This window comes from Dokdonella sp., assembly GCF_019634775.1.
GTDB lineage: Bacteria > Pseudomonadota > Gammaproteobacteria > Xanthomonadales > Rhodanobacteraceae > Dokdonella.
In genome coordinates, this window is the sequence record NZ_JAHCAS010000001.1 from 1,434,396 (window position 1) to 1,454,680 (window position 20,285).

Genomic DNA, 20,285 nt, shown 5'->3' on the forward strand with positions numbered 1-20,285 from the left:
GATAATAGGCGACTAACGGCGCTTGTCAACAGCTTATGTCGCGTATTGGCGACGCCATTCAGGAAACATTAAGCGTGATCCGCTTTCGGCTGACAGAGTTGATTGCCGACAAGGCGTTCAAGGAACGCCGGGTCATTCCATTGAGCGAGGTCGCGGCAGCCACGGGGATTCATCGCGCCACCCTTTCCAAGATCGCGAATCAGCCTGGCGCCAATATCAGCACGGACCTCGTCGACAAGCTTTGTCGGTACTTTGAGTGCCAACCCGGCAGCCTGATGACGTATCTCAAGGACGATCTGATCGAATTTGGTGATGGGGCCAGCGGGCGATGAAGATGTCTAGCGCCAGGGTAGGGTGGCGTGATTTGGGTTGTCCGGTTGTCGGGCACGAAGGCGAACGTTATGCACTATGTCGGTCGCGACTCGCGCGATTAAGCGTGCCACGTCAGTGCGAGGATGCGCGAATGCATCCAGAAAGTTTCCGGCTCGTTTCGACGACGGGCCGGCACCTGATTCAGAACGCCGCATAGGGTTCCTGTTGGCGTTGCAGACCACGGCACGATTGCCGCTCTAAAGAGAGGCGGTCTACCGCAGTATTTTGTGGCTTTGCGAGTCTGCGAGCCATGGAAGTTCGATCTTGTTTCGAGATGGAGCGAGACCCTATTTTGCTCTAACGCTGGCTAACATTGCCGGTAGCCCGGCACCCTTCTCGGTAGCGGGAGCAACCCAAGAACGGCCCGTTGCGCCCGCTCTTCTGTTGGATGACTCCTTGTTGACAAACAGGACACTGATCGCCGGATTTGATAGCGGCAGGAAGTCGCGATGAACGCCCTGCGGGTCGAGCGCGTCTGCCTGCACCTTGGTTGGCATTGCGCTTGAAGTCGCAAGCTGGAAAGCGGCTGCATCCATGGAAGGCACCGTAATGCCCGTCTCGCACCTGGAGCACGCCGTTGCCGCACTTGGGGCAGGCCTCCAGTGGTTCGCCGTCAACCGGCTCAATCTGGAGATGTCCCTGGTTGACCAACTCAACCAGGAACTGGGAAGGCTGGGCAAGCATGGTGTAGAAGCGCACCTGCTTGCGAGCGCGGGTCATGGCAACGTAGAACAATCGGCGCTCTTCTGCGAAGGGGTGCGGATCTGGCGTCGGCATTGCCAGCTGCAAGGCGGGGTCGTCCTGGATTTGGCTGGGGAAGCCTCGCGTTTCCTGGATGACGTTCAGCACGAACACATACTCGGCTTCCAAGCCCTTGGAGCCGTGTACCGTGCGGAACTCAATGTTCAGCCGGTCGCCGAACCTGTTCTGCCAAGAGGCCAGCGAGCCTGGCTTGTCGTCGTGATACCTGCCCAAGAGCATGATCGTGATATGCGACCCCTTGGCAGGCTTCAGCTTGCCCTCGGCAACGAACTTATGCATGAGCGCCAGCTGTTGCTCAACATGTGGTGCAATGCTTTCCTTGCTCGAAAACCCATAAGCCAAAAGCGGCGTCTTGGTCAGCGGATTGGTGGTCTGGACTCTCTTCTTGATCTGCGCCGGATTAGCTTGGATGAACTCACTAGATACGTCGCACAGCTCCTGCGGACACCGAAAGGTGGTGTTCAAGGTCAATCGTGTGGCGTGATCGAAGGTCTTCTCAAACTCGGTCATGACCGAAATATCCGAACCGGCGAATCGATTGATACCCTGCCAGTCGTCTCCGACCACGCACAGATGGGTCTGTGAATCTGGGTTTGCAGCCAACGCCTTCAACAGACGGATGCGTGCACGGGAACAATCTTGGAACTCGTCGGCCAGGATGACGGTATAGGGGCTTTTGTACTTCCCGGATTCAACGTGTTCGGCCGCCCGAATCAGCATGTCCTCGAAGTCGATGAACTTGCCTTCCCGAAGCCGGCGCTCCCACTCTGCGGCGACTCGTTCGTACAGCGACAGATAGATCCTCAGTCGAGCTGCAAACCCCTCCTTGGACTGCATCTTCAACGCTGCGTGCAGCTGGCGATGCGACAGACCATTGTTCTTCACGTGTTGCTGGAACACGCGGAACGAGCGAGCCAGCTCCTCTTGGGACACTGGCGGTAAGCCAGGCACTTCCCGGTTGGGATCGAATACAGGCTGGACGCCTCGCTCGACCAATGCTTTTTCCAGATCGGCCATCCATTGACCGGTGGACAACGTGTGGGAGGTTGTCTCCACTAGCGCCGTTTTCATTTCCAGATGTTTTCCGCGTTTCCACTGGACTCCTTCCAAGTAGTTCTTGAACTCCTTGGGGGACTCGCCTTTCGCATTGAGCGCGAAGTGCTCGTGGTACAGCTTGGCGGCTGGATAGTAGAAGTCTGGGAAATACTGGCGATGGTTCTCGTCGGCCGTTTCGTGTTCGTAAGCGCGCTCGTAGGCGTAATCCACGCCGCAGTAAAACAGCCAGTCGGCGATGACGCGTTCTTCCTTGCTTTTGACAACCTCACCCTTGGCAGTGAGAAAGCCGCGCACGCCGTCGACGTAAGCGTCAGGTTCCTGCCGTTGCCCCCACCTCCCCACGTCGCGACCGTAGACAGTGCGGAACAAATCCCACTCGCGCTTGAACGCCGCGTCCTGGCAGAGTGTGTCGATGATATTGCCAACCTCGCGGATGTCTGCCCCAGGGTTGTCCGGGCTTACCCAAGGCGCAAGTGACGGCCGCTTGCCCGTTGCCATGCCAATTACCTCAATGCCGAAGGCATGGAAGGTGTTGGACTTCACCTTGTCTACGTCAGGCACGCCTTTTAGCTGCTCGGCAATGCGTTCGCCCACTTCATCGGCGGTGGCCCGGTTGAACGCTAGCAACAGGATCTGCTCGGGCGTGGCCAGGGACTCGCGGAGGACGTAGCCGGTCTTGGCCACCATCGTAGAAGTTTTTCCTGAGCCAGCCGCGGCGACCACCATGACCGCGTCATCCATGCACACGCACGCATGGATCTGCTCGTCGGTCAGCGGGTTCTTCTCCACCTCGTCGAAGAACGGCTTGCGGGCCACGCGTTGGCGCGCCAGATGCTTCTCATTCTGTTCGTCGAAGATCTTCTTCAATGTCGCTAGCGGTGTCGCGTCGCCAACAGCTTGCTTCCATTTCCTTCCAGGCCATTCGGGTACTGGAAACATTGCAAGGATCCGCTTCGGTGTTCCTTTCGGTATCCACTGCCCCTTGGGGATCATGGGCATCATCGCGGCGAACCACTGATCCATTGCTGCCCCAAATGCCGCCTCGTCATGTGAGTGGAGCCGGTTAGCCAACTCAATGCTGGGAGGGTCTTTCCACGAGGGCCAGGCTTTGCCCTTTTTGCGTGCGTTCGTCGCTTGGTCGTGCCACAGGATGGCACCCCAAGAAACGTTGCCCGGTGTAGCCGGTGCCTTGACGTTGGCCAGGGCCTCTTGAATCTCGTCGTCACCCACGAACCTGCCGGGTTCCAGTTTCAACCTTGCCATCGCCTGGTCCAGCCAGGACTCAAGGTCACGAGTGTTGGCGCCAACGAAGGTAGCCAAGGCGTTTGCGGTGGCTTCTGCTATAGCGCGCTGCATCTGGATGGCCTGCTCGTTGGGAATGCCATCCACTGCACGGCGGACCTTCTCTTCTCCTTGAAGGAAGTCGAAGTGGCAGGTGGCCCACACCATGCCGGTGGACACCTGGATGGACCGCACCTGGATTAGGTGGACTGAAGTATTGGGCTGGCTATCCACCCACAGCGAAAGTCGGTCGCCCTTGATCTCGGCCTGCCAGCGATTGTTGCCGGTAAAGATTTCACCTGCCTTGGTTGAGCCCCACTTCATTCCCACAATCCCTGCCCCCTTCGGGCCATATTGCCACGGGCGTGCGGAAAGTGATGTTCAAGGGCGTACTGGCACCGGGGCTTTGCGCGGCGGTGAACAAGGCAATGGAGTTGGCCAGGGCGGCGGCAAAGGCGGCGGTCAGGGAAAGAGGACGCCCGGCCACGCAGGCGCGCGGCCATTCATTTCCTACGTAAGCACGCATCCCGATGATGATGGCCCCGATCCCGATGGCCTCGATGAGGCGGCACGGATGCATATCGAGGGGCGTGCAATTGACCTGATCATTGGTCTTGAACCGGCGCTGCGCCGCACTCCGGAAGGCAACCCGGGTTTTGACCTCTTCGAAGCCGACAGTGGTGGCAGGCAGATGCGCTGGGTCGAAGTGAAGTCGATGACGGGCACGTTGGAAGATCGCCCCGTGGGTCTGTCACACACACAATTCGACTGCGCGCGCGAAAAGGGCGATGCGTACTGGTTGTATGTGGTCGAGCACGCAACCGATCCGGCACAAGCCCGCGTGCTCAGAATCCAGAACCCCGTTGGCCACGCCCGGACGTTCACGTTCGACCATGGCTGGAGCGGGATCGCTCGAACTGATCCGCCCCAATCGCCGTGACAGTGATGTTGCCTTCCCCAAATAGAATCGAGCCCCTCACCGGCGTAACAAGTGCCCGGAAATCAGCGCTCTGCCTCTCACCCGCCGGGTAATCGGACGTGGCCTTGGTGCGGTTGGACAAATCTCGACAACTAGATGAGCACAGAGTGCTTTGGTCAAGAGGCCGCAGTTCCTGCTTCCTGGGACAAGTCTGACTGTCACAGTACCTGTCACATGCGGAAAGTGCCCATGCTGGGAGGCGCCTTCGGCACAAAGGGCAGGGATTCGACTCCGGCGATGAAATGGGACAAAAAAAACCCGCGACAAGGGCGGGCTTTTGATCCGTAAGATGCTGAAATCAAAGCGAATTCTGGTGGCTACGGGTGGACTCGAACCACCGACCCCGGCATTATGAGTGCCGTGCTCTAACCGGCTGAGCTACGTAGCCAGAACTCTGAATTGTACTGCCTTGACCCTGGCATTATGAGTGCCGTGCTCTAACCGGCTGAGCTACGTAGCCAGGAACGCGGATTGTACTGCGATGCCCTCGGCGGCATGGGCGCCACGCACTGATCGACGGTGCGACGCAGCGGCAAGGGGCGCGCATTGTAGCGGATCGGCGCGGCTGGACAACTGCGTGACGGGTGGCCGCGCCCGGCGCGCTGTCGCAGCGATGCCGGCGTGCCGCCGATGCCCTGGTCGATCACCATCGCGGCTTCAGCCGCGATGCGCCGCATCGGACCATCCCTGGATCGAACTGCCGCCGCCGGACGGCGGGCGCGGCGCGTTCTCGGACGAGGATTTCTGCGGATAGGTGAGCTTTTCCGGTTCACCGTGCCAGCGCCGGGTCGCGCGCTGGAAGAACAGGCTGTTGGGCAGGCGCAGCACGCTGCTGCCGCCCTGCGGATGCTGCTCTTCGACGGTGACGTAGATCAGGTTCATGTCGATCACGCGACCGCCGATGCCGGGCTTGTCGGCGGCGTCGACCAGTTCGATGTGGTCGTGGAGGCGGAACGGGCGCGTGACCAGGATCAGGAGCGCGCAGAAGATGTTGGAAAGCACGCTCCATGCGGCGAAGAAGGCCACCGCGGCCACGGCGGCAAAGCCGGTGAACGCGGTCCAAAGCACCGCGCCGGACACGCCGAGGCGTTCAAGGATCAGGAGCAATGCGGCCGATCCGATCAGGATCCCGGCCAGGCGACGCGCACTGCCGGCGACTTCGGCCGACAGCTCGTAGCGCCGGGTGGTGCGCTCGATCAGCCGGCGCAGCAGTGTGCGCAACAGCCAGGCGACGAGCAGGATCAGGGCGACCTGGCCGGCGAGGGTCATCTCGGGCGTCCAGGCCTGCGACCAGGACGGCAACCATTCGTTCATCACGCGATCCACGTGGGAAAAGGTTGGGGCGGCATGGTGGCGCCGACGCCGGCAGGCATTCTATCCGCGACTGTCCAACGGATCAGGGCATAGGGGATTTCCCTGATACCGCCGCCGCCGCGGAATGCGCAGGATCGCCTCGACATCCCGACGAGGTTGGCCGGTCATGACGTTCGATACGCGAATCGGTGCGGAGAGCCAGGTTTCCAGCACGTACTGGCAGGATGCGGCGAGCATCGGCAGCGGCGTGCAGGCGCAGCCGGCATCGCCGACGCCGGTCGGTGACGGTCGGTTCAGCACGGAAGCGGCCGGCACGGCGCCGCAGCGCGACCTCGACCTGCATCTGGCCATGATGGCGAACGACTCGTACACGTTGCAGGATGCCAACGGCATCACCGGTACCGAGTCGGGCAGGGAACTAGCGGCAGCCGGCTGGACGCGCCTGGAGCCGAACGGCGACCACCTTGTCGGCGTCGATGGCCAGCGCATCGAGATCGATCCGGCCGCGCTCGAGGACAGCGCCTCGGGTTTCCGCGCGTCGATCTACCAGAATGCTGATGGCCAGGTCGTGGTTGCCTATGCCGGTACCGACCCGTCGGAAATGCCGGATATCGGTGCCGACGCCGCGCAGGCCTTCGGTCTGGAGACCGCGCAGTACAACAAGGCGGTCGATCTCGCCAAGAAGGCCGAGATCGCTTTCGGCGACGGCAACGTGATCTTCACCGGGCATTCGCTCGGTGGTGGCCTCGCCTCGACGGCGGCGCTGTCGGTCGGCGCGACAGCGGTGACGTTCAACGCCGCCGGGCCGAGCAATGACACCCTGCGCGACCTCGGCTTCAGTCCCAACGAGACGCGCAACGAGCTCGAGGACAGTGGCCAGATCCGTCACTACATCGTCGACGGCGATCCGCTCAACCTCGCCCAGAGCGATATCCCGGCATTGCCGCTGCCCCTGGTCGGCCCGTTGTCGCCGCCCGACGCGGTCGGCCATGCGCTGCGCATCGAGTTGCCTGCCGGCATGCGTCCGCTCATTGACTCGCATGGTGGCGGCGGTGACCACACTTCGTACGTCGAGGCGCTGCGCAACAATGTGCCATATGCCTCGGGGTCGAACGACGGCCTTGCCGCCGACGTGCTGGGGCACATCGGCGACTACCGCCTGAACGTGATCGGCTCGGTTGCCGAAACGCTCATTGGCGCCGGCACTGGCGTGGCCAACGAGGCGAAGGAAACGGTCGCCGACGTCCGCGAGACGCTGGCCGGCGATGGCAGTGTGCTCGAAAAGGCGACCGGCGTGATCGGCGATGTCGCCGACGGCGTTCTCGATACAGCCGGTGGCTTGCTCGACCGCGCCGCCGATGGCGCCGGCGACATCGTCCAGGAGAGCACCGACTTCGTCGGCAACCTGATCCGTGACGCGGGCAAGGCGGTCGGTCTCGAAGGCGCCGGCGCATTCGTCGCGCGGGGTGTCGAAGGGCTCGGCGACCTCGCCAACGCGGGTGCCGATGCGCTCGGCAAGGGTGCAAACTGGCTGGCCGACAAGGCCGGCGACGTCGTCGAGAACCTGAGTGACGTCGCTGGCACGGCGACACAGGCCGTGGTCGACGGAACCGTCGAAGTGGCCAAGGCGGTTGGCCATGCCAGTGTTGAAGTCGCCAAGGTGGTCGGCGCGACTGCGGTGGTTGTCGCCCATGCCACGGTCGACGTGGCGAAGGCGGTCGGCAATGCAGCCGTCGATGCGGCCAGGGCGACTGGCAACGCCATCGCCGATGGTGCCAAGGCGGTCGGTGGCGCGATCGCCGATGGTGCCGGGTGGGTCGTCGACAAGATCAAGTTCTGGTAAGCGCTGTGGTATGAAGGCATTCCGTAGTCACGCCCCCTGTACGTGACAGGACGGAACGGCCAATGAGCCTTCTGCTGCGCAAACCGGCGGCAAGCCCCCGTTTCGGGGGCTTGCTGTTTTCCCTGACCCTGCTGATGGCCACGGCGGCATGCGCCGGGCCGGGATCGGATTCCATGAGCAAATCCCCGTTCACGGGCACGGCTGGCGCCGCGCTCGCCGCTGCCGTGCGTGCCGATGATGCGGCCCTGATCAAGACCCTGGTCGCCGAAGGCGGCAACCCGAACGCCGAGGGCGAGAAGGGCATGACCTTGCTGCAATGGGCGATGTTCTCGCAGAACCGCACGGCCTTCCTGACCCTGCTCGATGCCGGTGCCGATCCGGCCCGTGGCAACCAGGATGGACTGACTGCCGTGCATCTGGCGGCCATGGCCGACACGAAGTGGTGGCTCGAGAAGCTGCTCGAGCGCAGGTTCGGTGCGGATACACCGAACACGGTGACGGCGGCAACGCCACTGATGGCGGCGCTGCTCGCCGAACGCGCCGACAACGTCGACCGGCTGTTGGCCGCCGGCGCCGATCCAAACGCGAAGGACCGCAAGGGCGACACTGCGCTGCACCTTGCTGCCTCGATCAACGAGGCCGGGCGCGTGCTGCAGTTGCTCGAAGCCGGGGCCGACCCGCTGGCGCGGAATGCGCAGGGCGCCACCTTCCAGCGTTACCTGTTCATGACCCCCGAGCGCAACCTGGATACGCGCACGCGCGCAGCGCGGGAGCGCGTGCGCGCCTGGCTGGTCGCCCACAACATCGCGGTCGAGGATCCCGGCGCCGGCTGAGCCCCCGTCCGGCGGTGCCTTGATGCCGTTGCCGGGCCTGTGGACAATCGGTCGCAGTCATTTTTCGGTGCGGCGCGGACGTCCCATCCCCGGCGCGCCCTGCGAGGCAGCGTGATCGATCCGGACGGTTATCGTCCCAACGTGGGCATCATCCTGATCCGCGACGACGGGCGCGTGTTCTGGGCACGGCGCATCTCGCGTGACGGCTGGCAGTTCCCGCAGGGCGGCATGCGCAGCGACGAGACTCCGCTCGAGGCGATGTACCGCGAACTCGAGGAGGAGGTCGGCCTGCGTCCGGAGCATGTCGAAGTGCTCGGCGCAACGCCGGGCTGGCTGCGTTACCGCCTGCCGAACCGCTTCGTGCGGCGCAACCACCGGCCGACCTGCGTCGGCCAGAAGCAGGTGTGGTTCCTGCTGCGCTTCGTCGGCGAGGAACGACACCTGCGCCTCGATGCCAACGAGCGCCCGGAGTTCGACATCTGGCGCTGGGTCGACTTCTGGTATCCGACCCACCACGTGGTGCCGTTCAAGCGCCGCGTCTACGAGCAGGCGCTGCGCCACCTCGAGCCGCTGGCCGAGGCGCTGTGCAGCCTGTCGCTGTCGGAGCAGCGCCTGGCCCTGGCCGCCGAGGTCGAGGCGGCTGGATCATCTGGTTGACAATCATTCTCATTTGCAATTCAATGGCGGCGTGCCATCCGGAGCCGCCCATGTACGTCTGCGTCTGCAATGCCGTGACCGACCGCGACATCCACGAAGCCGCCGCCAGCGGTGTGGAGACGCTGGCCGAGCTGAGCCTGCGCACGGGTTGCTCGGACTGCTGCGGCACCTGTGCCGACCTGGCCGGCGAGATCCTCGCCGAGGCGCGCGCCAAGCATGTGCGCGTCGTCCCGTTCGGGCTGGCGATCGCCGCCTGATGCGTATGCGCCGCGCGCGCGGACTTCCCTCCGGTTTCGTCACGCCGCGCACGGCGCGTGCGGAAAATGCGTGCGATTCGCGTTCCCTCGCGCATGGGCCCGTCTCGCTATAGTCGCGCCCCGCTGGATGCCGCGTCGGCGTCCGTTGGCACGGAGACAGGGCGATGAAGGGCGATCCCAAAGTCATCGAGATCCTCAACAAGGTGCTCTACAACGAGCTGACCGCGATCAACCAGTATTTCCTGCATTACCGCATGTATCGGAACTGGGGTTTCAAGGCGCTCGCGAAACACGAGTACGAGGAGTCGATCGACGAGATGAAGCATGCGGACAGGCTGATCGACCGCATCCTCTTCCTCGATGGCCTGCCCAATCTGCAACACCTCGGCAAGCTGCTGATCGCCGAGACGCCGATCGAGGCGCTGTCCTGCGACCTGCGCCTCGAACAGGCTGCGTTGCCCGACCTCAAGGCCGGCATCGCCTTGTGCGAAAGCGTCGGCGACTACGTCAGCCGCGAACTGCTCGAGGACATCCTCGAATCCGAGGAGGAGCACGTCGACTGGCTGGAAACCCAGCTCGGACTGGTCGACCAGCTCGGCGAGGCGAACTACCTGCAAGCGCAGTTGGGCGACTGAGGCGGGTTGCGGCATCGGCACACGCCGCTGCCGAAGCAACGGCGCGGCATCCGCAGCGCATGCCGCGGCCTGCGTTCCGGCCTTTCTCGAACCCAGGGTTTACCCCAGCTCGGGCAAGCCCCGGCTGGCAGTGTCGTGTCCGGCGCGTAGCCTCGCGTGCATCGTGACCCTGCCAGCGAGGTTCGCCATGTCCTCCATCGAGGCCCGCAGCGCCACCAACGATCCAGGCCTGTCCGGCTACTGGAACAATCCGCCCGGCGCGGAACAGTTCGACAAGGCGCTCGACCTCGGGCAGGCCGGCCGCGTCGAACCGACTTGGCGTGCAGCCACCGACGATGCCACGCTGATCGATGGCAACGCGACGAACGCCGGTGGACGCAGCACGCGGCAGACACCCGATGGCAAGACGATCGCGGTCGATCCGATCGCCTCCGACCGTGACCTGAGCATCACCCGCGAACGCACGATCGGCGATGCCGGTGGCGGACGCCAGTACGTCACCTCGGACCAGCTCGTGTTCAGCACGGGTGCCGGCAACGATGAAGTTCGCGTCACGCGCAACGACGACGGCAGCCTTGCCCTCGATGCCAACGGCCAGCGTTACCGGCTGGAACTGGCCAGTGGCCAGGAGCTCACGATCCGCACCGGCGACGGCAACGATGTGATCGACGTGGCCCCCGACGTCGAGGTCAACATCATCGTCGACGCTGGCGCAGGCGACGACACCATCCGTACCGGTGCCGGCAACGACCGCGTCGACGGCGGGGCCGGCAACGACACGATCTACACCGGCGCCGGGGACGACTACGTGTTCGGAAACTCGGGCAACGACCGCATCTCGGCCGGTGCCGGCAACGACGTCGTCTATGGCGGCGATGGCGACGATCGCCTCTATGGCCAGAATGGCAACGATTTCCTCGATGGCGGCGCCGGCAACGACGTCATCTATGGCGGCGCCGGCAACGACATCCTCTCCGGCGGGCTCGGCGACGACCGCCTCGAAGGTCACAGCGGCGACGACCGCATCTACGCAGGTGCCGGCAACGACATCATCAGCAACACCGGAGGCAGCAATGCCGTCTACGCCCAGGTCGGGATCGACCAGGTTTCGGCATCGCGCGGTGCCACCAACTCGGTCATCAACGTCGACCTGACCGGCACGCCGGGCAGCATCGGCGTGCGCGTGGAAGGTTCGGACGGCTTCCGGCAGCGCATGGAATCGGACCTCGAATTCCTGCGCTCGTCGCCGAATGGCCGCCTCATGCTCGCCGAGTTCGATGCCGCCGCCGCGCGTGGCAACACGGTGACGATCCGCGAACTGGCCAATGAGCAGAACGGTTACGCGATGAGCAGCGGCGACGAGATCCGGAACGGTCGCCCCGGGCGTGGCTCGGATGTCGGGATCGCCTACAACCCCGAGTTCTTCATGTCCGCGTTCCCGGCGCCGGCCGTGGTCCTGTTCCACGAGATGTCGCATGCCTGGAATGGCGTCAACGGCACCTTCCTGCCCGGTGTCTACAGCGGCAGCGACGTCCGCGATCGCAGCGCCGGCGTGCCCAATGCCGAGCGTCAGGCGGTGGGCCTCGAAACCACCGCGCCGGCCTACGATTTCGATGGCGATCCATCCACGCCAGCGACCACGCACAACCCGTACGCACTCACCGAGAACGGCCTGCGCAGCGAACTCGGGCTGCCGCTGCGCCTGCACTACGCACTCTGAGCGGGTGGCGCTCGGCGTCGATCCGTCGGTACGGGCGAAGCGTTCGGCGATCCCGTCCGCGCGACTCGCCACGTGCCGGCGGTGGCCGAGCGAGCCTTGCGGATGACGAGCGGCCATTGCAGGATTGCGCGGAGCATCCCAGCCCCATGAACCCGATCGACCGCCCATCGTTGCGCGTCCGCCTCGTCGCGGTCCTGGTCGCCATCTGCCTGTCTGCCGAGGGAGCGTCGATGCCATCCGCCACGACCACATTGCGCATCGAGGGTGTAGAACTCGAGGTCGGCATCCAGGCGGGTGCATCACCGACCCGGCTCGCGTTCCGCTATCGCCTGCACAATGGCACCGGCGTGGCGCTCGCGGTGTTCGACCGCGGCGACTCGCATGCCGTTGCCACGCGACGCTTGAAGGCCGGGGCGGTTGCGCCACCAGCGTTCGAGGTCTCCGCTACCGACCTCACCCTGAGTCACGTCGCCGCGGCGCTGGCGGAGCCGACGCCAACGGTGCCGCGCATCGCGCTGGCCGTGCGTGTCGACGCCGGCGCCACGCTGGACGGGCGCTTCGACTACAGCATCGACGCCGATGTCCGGCGTTTGCGCTGGTGTCTGGGCACACTGCCGTTCGATGCCGCGACCTTCATTGCCGTGGATGGCAGTGAGCCGCCGGTGTGGCGCGCGCCGCTTGCGGCCGCGCAGACGCAACGGTTGCTGTGCACGCCGTGGTACCTGGTCGAGGAACGGCGTTTCAGCGCCGATTGAGGCGTTTCAGAAGCCCAGCGCGCGGAAGGCTTCGCGGGCCCGGCCGAACGCATCCTCGATCGCCTGCGCGCTGGCGTCGAGGTCGATCTCGCGGCCTTCGCGGGTGGCCTGCTCGGCTTGGCGCGCCAGTTCGGCGAGCATGCGTGCTCCGAGGTTGGCGCTGGAGGACTTGAGTGAGTGCGCGGTCACGCCGAAGGTGTCGACATCGCCGCGCAGCGCCGCGCCACGCAGGGCGCCGATGAGACGTGGAGCGTCCTCGAGATAGACGCGCACGAGGTCGCCGAATTCGTTGCCCATGACGTCGACCAGCTCGCGAATGACCGCCTCGTCGAGTGCGGTCGCCGCGTCCTGTGCAGGCGATGCGGATGCCGTCGTCGCGGCGACGGGCGTGGTTGCGGCGGCTGGACCCGGCGCATCGGCCAGCCAACGCGCCAAGGTGCTTTCGAGCAGGCTGCGGTCGAGGGGCTTGCTGAGGTATTCGTCCATGCCGGCAGCGAGGCACTTCTCGCGGTCACCGGCCATGGCGTTGGCGGTCATGGCGATGATCGGCAGACGAGGCAGGCCGTTCGCGGCTTCCGCTTCACGGCGCTGGCGCGTGGCCGTATAGCCGTCCATCACCGGCATCTGGCAGTCCATCAGGACGAGGTCGTAGTGTGCGTCGGCCAGGCAGTCGAGTGCGACGCGGCCATTGCCGGCGGTATCGATCTCGAGGCCGGCGAGGCTCAGCAGGCGGCGCGCGACCTGCAGGTTGACCGGGTTGTCCTCGACGAGCAGCACGCGTCCGCGCAGGCGTGGCGGCCCGGCGGCAGTCGGTGCCGCCACGGTGGCCGGCAGGTCGAACAGTGGCGCCTCGCGCTCGGCAGGCGCGTCGTCGATGCCGAGCAGCTGGTACAGCACGCTGCGCAGTTCGCGCTCATCGAAGCGTGCTCCCAGCGTGCCCGTGCGCGCAGGGCCGCGCAGATCCTCGATCGCCTCGTCGGAGCCGCAGGCGAGCATGCGCACGTGGTTCAAGGCCGGATCACGCAGCACGTTGCGTGCAAATGCGACTGCTGCCTGGCGGATCGTCTCGGCGTCGAGCACGACCAGCTCATAACCCCAGCGTTCATTGTTCGAGCCGGCACGCAGGCGGTTGAGCGCTTCGGCCGCGAGTGTGATCGGCGTCACGCTGACTCCGAGGTTGCCGAGCAGGCCGCTGCAGCGGCGTACGAAGCCTTCGTCGGGCGAGACCACCAGCGCGCGCACGCCATTGAGGTCGCGGCGCACGCGAATGTCGCCGACCGCCTTCAGCAACGGCACGTTGAACCAGAACAGCGAGCCACGGCCCGGCTCCGAGCGCACACCGATCTTGCCGCCCATGAGGTCGACCAGGCGCTTGCAGATGGTCAGTCCGAGACCGGTGCCACCGTACAGGCGCGTGGTCGAGGCATCGGCCTGCGAGAACGGTGCGAACAGCCGGGCGGCGGCTTTCTCGTCGAGACCGATGCCGGTGTCGCGCACGCCGAACACGGTTTCGTAGTGGCTGCGCGACTCGCCGCGCTTGCCGACCTGGATCGTCACGCTGCCGCGCTCGGTGAACTTGATCGCGTTGCTGACCAGGTTGGTCAGCACCTGGCGCAAGCGTACCGGGTCGCCGCGCACGGCGAGCCGCACGGAAGGGTCGATGGCGACACTGAGGCGCAAGCCTTTTGCGGTCGCGCTGCCCTCCATCAGCATCGCCACCGAGTCGACCAGTTCCTTGAGATTCAGGCCGACGCTTTCGAGTTCGAGCTTGCTGGCTTCGAGCTTGGAGTAGTCGAGGATGTCGTCGACGATGCGCAGCAGTTCGCCGGCCGATTCGCGCGCGGTCGCGAGGTACTCGCGCTGGTCGGCCTGCAACGGTGTCGAAAGCAGCAGGTCGAGCAGGGGGATGATGCCGTTGAGCGGCGTGCGGATCTCATGGCTCATCGTGGCGAGGAACTCGCCCTTGGCCATGGTCGCTGCTTCGGCCGCCTGTTTGGCGGCAATGAGGTCGTGCTGCATGGTGCGCAGCGAAGCGAGCTCGCGCTCGGTTTCGTCCGCAGGCTTGGGGGCAGTCTGTGTCGACGCGATGCCGTGGTTGCCCGCACCGGTCCGGCGCAGGCCGATGCCGGACAGCAGCGCGATCAGCAGGCCGGTGCCGCCGACGATCGCCCCGGCCGGCAGGGGCAGCAGGAACGGTGCGGCGAGTGCCGCGGCGAGGGTGATGCCGAACGCCGCCATCGTTGCCGTGCGCGCGCCGCGCGCGGGTTCGGAGCGGGTCGGCAGTGGAATCATGTGCGGCCCGCCTCACATCGCCGCGGCGTGGAAGTCGTAGCTCAGGTCGCGGTCGGCCTGGCGGACGAAATTGCCCTGGATCAGATCGACGCCGTCGGACCACAGCGCCGCGGTGGCGCGCGCATCCTCGACCCGTGGTGCGATCACGCGGCGCCCGCCGGCATGCGCGAGCTTGACCAGCTCGCGCAGTTCCTTGCGCAGCGCCTCGTCGCCGGCGCGGGCGAAGCGCGCGGTCAGCTTGATGTAGTCGATCGGCAGGTGGCTGAGCATCTCGTAGCCACGCGCGCCGCCATCGAAACCGGATATCGCCACACCGGTGCCGATCTGCTTCATGGCCAGGGCGAACGCGACGGTGTGGGAAAGCGCGGCAAATGCTTCCTCGGCACGCAGTTCGAGGATGAGCTGCGAAGCCGGAACGCGATGCTGTTCGAGCTGCCGGCGCAGCCATTCGGCGCGGTCGGTTTCGCGCGCGCTGGCCATCGACTGGCTGACGAACAGGCGCACGGCATGGCCCAGGCGCGCCCGTTCGCCGAGCGTGCGGATGCAGTCACCGAGCACCCAGCGGTCGATGTCTGCGATCAGGCCGGCGCGCTCGGCGACGGGCACGAGTTCGCCCGCCGCGTAGGTGCGGCCTTCGACAGCGGGCAAGCGGAGCAGGGCCTGGAAGCGCTCGTCTTCGTCGCCGCGCAGCGACACGATCGGCTGGAACACGATGCGGAAGCCGCCATTGTCGAGGGCCTGACGGAGCGCCGTGACGGCCACTTCGTCGCTGACGCGATCAGGTACCGCGGGTTCCGGCACGGCCGCAGGTGGCTGGCGCGGTGCGGGTGCGGCCGCGCGGTTCGTCGGCGTGTCATTGGCAGACGTGGCGCGGAACGGATCGTGCGCGGCCGGGCCGCGCCGGCGCTCGAGCGCGCGCGCGCGGCGCACGCGGCTGCCGACTGCGGCGACCAGGTGCTTGGGCGCGATCGGCTTGGACAGGAAGTCGTCGCCACCAGCGCTGAGCGCGGCGAAGTGGCGGTCGGTGTCGTTGTCGCCGGAGAGGAACACGATCGGCGTCGATACGAAGGCTTCGCGCTCGCGGATCAGCGCGGTCAGCTCGATGCCGTCGCAGACCGGCATGTGCAGGTCCATCAGGATCAGGTCGGGACGGAAGGCATCGAGCTGGTCGAGTACGGCGACTGCCTCGGCGACGATCAGCGTCTGCATGCCGTTCTTGCGCAGGATCGACTCGGCGAACATTGCCTGCGAGCGGTCGTCCTCGACGATCATGACGCGGTATGGATCCGCTGCGGCCGACTCGCCGAGTTCCTCGATGCGTGCGCTGACGTCGTCGGCACTGGCCGAGTCCGCCATCAGCGCATCGCAACCGGCACGCATGACACGCAGGCGCGCGGCGAGGTCGGCTGCCGGCGCGATGGTCAGCCAGGTCAGCCGGTGGCTGCTGCGCGCCCGTGCGGCTTGCACGATCGCGCCGAGCTCGTCGATCGCATCGAGGTTGCGTGTGTGCACGATGACGAGACGGGGCGTGGTGCCGCCGAGGTGGGCCTTGAGCGTGGCGAGGTCGGCGACCGAGTGCAGCGTGCAGCCCTGCGCGCGCAGTCGGGTTTCGACTTCGACGGCAAGCGGGCTGCCATCACTGAGCTGCAGGGCGACCTGACGGGCGGGCTCGTCATCGTTCTCGGCACTGGCGGATGCCGGCAGGGCTGCGGCCGCTGCGACTGGCGCATGGGCCGGTTCGACCGCTGGTGCCGGAGCCGGGTCATTCGCGGGGACCACGCTCGCCGGTACGACTGCTGGCGTTTCGATCGGCTTCGCGCGTGCGGGAAAGCGTTGCCAGTAGTGCGGCGGTGGCCGCAGCAGCAAGGGGAAACCGTTGTCGTCGTTCGCCGCATAGCCGAACAGGGTGGCTTCGTCGCCCGGCATCGTTGGCGTCGTTTCGCTTGCCTCTGCGCCGACGAGGGCGGCCAGGATCTCACCGATGCGTGCCGAACTGGCTTCGTCCGGCAGCGCCGGTTGGTCGAGCAGTGGCCACAGGCATTCGGCCAGTTCGACCAGATGGCGTGCGCCAGCCTCGTCGCCGAGCCGCGCACTGGTGTCGGCGAGCGTCTCGGCATCGCTGGCGAGCAGCCACATGGCGTTGATGTCCCAGCCGTTCCGGGTGAGTTGCTCGCCGCGCCGGCCCAGTTCGCCGAGCCGCAGTGGCAGTTGCGCGAGCAGCGCCGATCGGCTGGGCTGACGACGGCCGGCCTGGGCGATGTTCATGCGCTGATCGCCGGGAGTGTGAACGGGGCGCCGGGTCTGGGCTGGCTGGGCTGCATGGGATTACGCCTGCGCTGCGCGGCCGAATATACCGTGGCCGCTATCAGAACGGCTTGACCACGACCAGCACGACGATGGCGATGAGCAGCAGCGCCGGTGCTTCGTTGTAGATGCGCAGCCAGCGGCTCGAGCGCGTGTTGGCGTCGCGCGCGAACACCCGCACGAAGCGGGCGAGGCTGGCGTGGTAGGCGATCAGGGCAACCACGAGCAGCAACTTGAGGTGGAACCAGCCGCCCTGGCGCAGCATCTCCGGCGCGTTGGCCAACCACCAGGCGGTCAGGGCAAGACCCGAGGCCAGCGCAAGCGCCCCGCCGATGTGGGTGATGCCGAGGAGGCGTCGCTCCATCGTCTTCAGGCGTTCGCGCACAACCGGCTCGCCGGCCTCGGTGTGGTAGACGAACAGGCGCGGCAGGTAGAACAGGCCGGCGAACCAGGTGACGACGAAAACGATATGGAATGCCTTGAGCCACAGCATGCGATGCACCCCCCGTGCAGGACGGCGAGTATAACGGTCCGCGGAGGTGGAGCTGGAAACTGGGGAATGGTTGGAGCCGCTCTGCGCTTCGCCCCCCATTCCCCGCGCCCACGCGAGGCGGCTTGACTCTGCCGGCCTGCCGATGGCAATAAGCCCGTTTGCTTCACCCGGCCGCTCCCCGTGAATTCTCCGCAGTTCGTCGTACGCCCGTTCGATCCCGCGCGTGCGCGCCGTGTCCGCCTGTTCCTCGTCATGGCCTGGCTCGGTTCGCTGGCGATCACGGCCGCGCTTGCAGCCTGGCTGGTGATGCGCCACGAGCGCGCCCAGGTCCGCGGCGATCAGCCGAACCCGGAAGTCGAGGCACTGAAATCGCGCATCGTCGTGCTCGAGCGCTCCGAGCAGGTCGCCAAGGCTGCACTCGGCGAGTTGCAGTCGACCCTGCGCGACCGTGAGGAGGAGATCGCCGGCGTGCGCGCCGATCTCGCCTTCTATGGCCGGCTGGTTGGAGGTGCCCGACGCGAAGGCATCGCCGTGCATGCGCTGAGCCTGCAACCGGTGCCCGGCTCGCAGGCATGGAACTTCGATGTGACCCTCACCCAGAATTTCCGCCGCGGCAGTGAAACGCGCGGGCGACTCACGCTGTCGGTGTCGGGCATTGCCGATGACAAGCTGGTCACCCTCGCCTGGTCCGACTTGGCCGGAGCGCCCGAGAGCTCCGGAATCGGGTATGCGTTCAAGTATTTCCAGCAGGTCAAGGGCACCATCATGCTGCCGGCCGGTTTCGAGCCGAATCGCGTGCGTGCGCTCGCGGAAGGCGAAGGTGGGCGTGCAGACCAGGAATTCCCGTGGAACGAAGCGGCCAAGGCCGGGGAGACGAATGATGTTCGGCAGTGACAAGCGCAACGGGCGGACGACCACCACGATCACCACCCTGATCGCGCATGGCACGGTGATCCGCGGCGATGTCGAGTACACCGGCGGTCTGCACCTCGACGGTGTCGTCGAGGGTTCGCTGATCGCGCAGGGCGAGCAGGCGGTGCTCACGGTCAGCGAGAAGGGGCGCGTCGCCGGCTCGATCCGCGCGGCCAATGCCTGCATCAATGGCGAAGTGATCGGCGACATCTTCGTCAGCGGGCGCCTCGAACTCGCCGCCCAGGCGCGCATCGACGGCAATGTGCACTACAAGGTGCTCGAAATGACGGCTGGCGCGCAGGTCAACGGCAAGATGGTCCATGAATCCGACGTGCCGCGGCAGCTCACCGGCCCGGCGGGCAGCGAGACGGCCGAAGCAGCCGATGCTTGAATCGACGGCATCCGCTACGATCTTGGCCGGGCCGGCAGCCCGGCCCCGTGCAGGAACCGTGATGGAAACCCCCACCCCGACATATCTGGATGCCGCCGAGGCACCGTTGGTGTTCACTCACGCCGCTGCAAGCAAGGTGGGCGAACTGATTGCCGAGGAAGGCAATCCGGCGCTCAAGCTGCGCGTCTACATCACCGGCGGCGGCTGCTCCGGTTTCCAGTACGGCTTCACCTTCGACGAGGAGCGTGCCGAGGATGACCTTGCCGTCGAGCGTGATGGCGTGATCCTGCTGGTCGACCCGCTGAGCCTGCAATACCTGGACGGTGCGGAGATCGACTACGCCGAATCACTGAGCGGCGCGCAGTTCGTAATCCGCAACCCCAATGCCAAGACGACCTGCGGCTGCGGCTCGTCGTTCGCGGTCTGACCGGTACCGGCGTGAGCGCCGCGCTGCGCAGCCGCAATAACGTCTTTTCCGCACTGGCACTCGATCGCTGCGCCGAGCGGCGCGGCGACGCCGGCTTCATCGCCGATCTGCGTGCCAGCGCCACGGCGCGCTTTCTCGTGCTGAGCGCCGAAGGCAAAGCGATCGTCGACACGCAGCATGCGCATCTGCGCCTGTTCGAGCTGGGTGAGCTCGCGGGCGCGGACGAATCCTGCTTTCTCGGCTGCGACGAGGCCGGGCGGCCGTACTTCGCACTCGCCGCGGCAGCCGATGCCGCCGCGCGGCTGGCCGCCGATGCGGATTTCCTCGACCTGCGCCGTGCCGGGTTGGCCCTGCCGTCGTTCGAAGCCGGCCTGTTCGCCTATGCGCGCGCACTTGTCCATTGGCAGTCGCGCACGCAGTTTTGCAGCGCCTGCGGTGGCGCACTGGTGCTTGAATGGTCCGGTCACCGCGCCAAATGCACGAACCCGGACTGCGCCATCGAGCACTATCCGCGCACCGACCCGGCGATCATCGTCATCGTCACCTGGCGCGATGCCTGTCTGCTTGGGCGCCAGCCGAGCTGGCCGCCCGGGCGCTGGTCGACCCTGGCCGGCTTCGTCGAACCGGGTGAAACGCTCGAGGATGCCGTGCGTCGCGAAGTCGCCGAGGAAGCCGGCGTGAACGTGGTCGACTGCGACTATCACTCCTCGCAGCCGTGGCCGTTTCCGGCCTCGCTGATGCTCGGTTTCACTGCGCGGGCGGATGATCCGGCGATCCGCGTCGGTGCCGAACTCGCCGACGCGCGCTGGTTCGAGGTCGATGCCTTCATCGACGGCTTGCGCTCGGGCGAGCTGCTGCTGCCGCCACCGGTGTCCGTGTCGTACCGCCTGATCGAACATTGGCTGCGCAATGCCGGCGGCCTGGAACTCGGCGACTACGCTGATCCGCTGGCGTGGCGCTGAGCGACGTTGCCGGCTGCGCCAGCGCGGGGTTCTTCGTAGG

17 protein-coding genes, 1 tRNA gene and 1 pseudogene are annotated in these 20,285 nt (G+C 66.0%); 13 read left to right on the forward strand and 6 right to left on the reverse strand.

Features of this window, described 5'->3' with window-relative positions:
• Positions 1-35 precede the first annotated feature (35 nt).
• Positions 36-332, forward strand: a complete 297-nt coding sequence (locus tag KF907_RS06140; protein ID WP_291219054.1) for a helix-turn-helix domain-containing protein — start codon at positions 36-38, stop codon at positions 330-332.
• A gap of 337 nt (positions 333-669) precedes the next feature.
• On the opposite strand, the gene KF907_RS06145 is transcribed toward KF907_RS06140, so the two are convergent.
• Positions 670-3,795 (reverse strand): UvrD-helicase domain-containing protein, encoded by a 3,126-nt coding sequence (locus KF907_RS06145; RefSeq protein ID WP_291219055.1) that lies wholly within the window; start codon positions 3,793-3,795, stop codon positions 670-672.
• A gap of 82 nt (positions 3,796-3,877) precedes the next feature.
• Between KF907_RS06145 and KF907_RS06150 the strand changes: the two genes are divergently transcribed.
• On the forward strand, positions 3,878-4,411 hold the full coding sequence (locus KF907_RS06150) for a protein NO VEIN domain-containing protein (protein WP_291219056.1): 534 nt from the start codon (positions 3,878-3,880) through the stop codon (positions 4,409-4,411).
• Positions 4,412-4,761: 350 nt separating this feature from the next.
• On the opposite strand, the gene KF907_RS06155 is transcribed toward KF907_RS06150, so the two are convergent.
• Positions 4,762-4,838: transfer RNA gene (locus KF907_RS06155), tRNA-Met, on the reverse strand.
• A gap of 389 nt (positions 4,839-5,227) precedes the next feature.
• A pseudogene (locus KF907_RS06160) lies at positions 5,228-5,764 on the reverse strand (mechanosensitive ion channel domain-containing protein); the annotation flags it as partial.
• A gap of 166 nt (positions 5,765-5,930) precedes the next feature.
• Here KF907_RS06160 and KF907_RS06165 point away from each other — a divergent pair.
• The 7 genes from KF907_RS06165 to KF907_RS06195 all read left to right on the forward strand — a co-directional run bounded on the left by KF907_RS06165 (position 5,931) and on the right by KF907_RS06195 (position 12,464).
• Positions 5,931-7,607: a Tle-like phospholipase domain-containing protein gene (locus tag KF907_RS06165; RefSeq protein ID WP_291219058.1), complete on the forward strand. Its 1,677-nt coding sequence runs from the start codon at positions 5,931-5,933 to the stop codon at positions 7,605-7,607.
• A 173-nt stretch (positions 7,608-7,780) separates the two neighbouring features.
• Positions 7,781-8,440 carry an ankyrin repeat domain-containing protein gene (locus KF907_RS06170; protein WP_291219059.1) on the forward strand — a complete coding sequence of 220 codons (660 nt, stop codon included), beginning with the start codon at positions 7,781-7,783 and terminating at the stop codon, positions 8,438-8,440.
• Positions 8,441-8,551: 111 nt separating this feature from the next.
• Entirely contained in the window at positions 8,552-9,097 is a 546-nt protein-coding gene (locus KF907_RS06175) for an RNA pyrophosphohydrolase (RefSeq protein ID WP_291219061.1), read from the forward strand.
• Between the two features lie 50 nt (positions 9,098-9,147).
• Complete coding sequence (locus tag KF907_RS06180; RefSeq protein WP_291219062.1) at positions 9,148-9,354, forward strand: (2Fe-2S)-binding protein; 207 nt, start codon at positions 9,148-9,150, stop codon at positions 9,352-9,354.
• Between the two features lie 164 nt (positions 9,355-9,518).
• Positions 9,519-9,989, forward strand: coding sequence for a bacterioferritin (gene bfr, locus KF907_RS06185; protein WP_291219064.1), 471 nt, complete (start codon positions 9,519-9,521; stop codon positions 9,987-9,989).
• Positions 9,990-10,176: 187 nt separating this feature from the next.
• The gene (locus tag KF907_RS06190) at positions 10,177-11,709 is read left to right on the forward strand and encodes a M91 family zinc metallopeptidase (RefSeq protein WP_291219066.1); all 1,533 of its coding nucleotides are present in this window, start codon (positions 10,177-10,179) and stop codon (positions 11,707-11,709) included.
• Between the two features lie 146 nt (positions 11,710-11,855).
• Positions 11,856-12,464, forward strand: coding sequence for a hypothetical protein (locus tag KF907_RS06195; RefSeq protein WP_291219068.1), 609 nt, complete (start codon positions 11,856-11,858; stop codon positions 12,462-12,464).
• Positions 12,465-12,470: 6 nt separating this feature from the next.
• On the opposite strand, the gene KF907_RS06200 is transcribed toward KF907_RS06195, so the two are convergent.
• The 3 genes from KF907_RS06200 to KF907_RS06210 all read right to left on the reverse strand — a co-directional run bounded on the left by KF907_RS06200 (position 12,471) and on the right by KF907_RS06210 (position 17,553).
• Entirely contained in the window at positions 12,471-14,756 is a 2,286-nt protein-coding gene (locus KF907_RS06200; RefSeq protein WP_291219070.1) for an ATP-binding protein, read from the reverse strand.
• Between the two features lie 12 nt (positions 14,757-14,768).
• Complete coding sequence (locus tag KF907_RS06205; RefSeq protein WP_291219072.1) at positions 14,769-17,021, reverse strand: EAL domain-containing protein; 2,253 nt, start codon at positions 17,019-17,021, stop codon at positions 14,769-14,771.
• Positions 17,022-17,121: 100 nt separating this feature from the next.
• On the reverse strand, positions 17,122-17,553 hold the full coding sequence (locus KF907_RS06210; RefSeq protein WP_291219073.1) for a CopD family protein: 432 nt from the start codon (positions 17,551-17,553) through the stop codon (positions 17,122-17,124).
• A gap of 180 nt (positions 17,554-17,733) precedes the next feature.
• Between KF907_RS06210 and KF907_RS06215 the strand changes: the two genes are divergently transcribed.
• The 4 genes from KF907_RS06215 to nudC all read left to right on the forward strand — a co-directional run bounded on the left by KF907_RS06215 (position 17,734) and on the right by nudC (position 20,245).
• A complete protein-coding gene (locus KF907_RS06215; protein ID WP_291219074.1) occupies positions 17,734-18,447 on the forward strand; it encodes a DUF6776 family protein in 714 nt (237 codons plus the stop codon).
• Positions 18,434-18,856, forward strand: a complete 423-nt coding sequence (locus KF907_RS06220; protein WP_291219076.1) for a bactofilin family protein — start codon at positions 18,434-18,436, stop codon at positions 18,854-18,856. The genes KF907_RS06215 and KF907_RS06220 overlap by 14 nt, the downstream gene beginning before the upstream one ends.
• Before the next feature lie 61 nt (positions 18,857-18,917).
• Positions 18,918-19,283, forward strand: a complete 366-nt coding sequence (gene erpA, locus KF907_RS06225) for an iron-sulfur cluster insertion protein ErpA (protein WP_291219078.1) — start codon at positions 18,918-18,920, stop codon at positions 19,281-19,283.
• An 11-nt stretch (positions 19,284-19,294) separates the two neighbouring features.
• A complete protein-coding gene (gene nudC, locus KF907_RS06230) occupies positions 19,295-20,245 on the forward strand; it encodes an NAD(+) diphosphatase (protein ID WP_291219079.1) in 951 nt (316 codons plus the stop codon).
• The last annotated feature ends 40 nt before the right edge of the window (positions 20,246-20,285 follow it).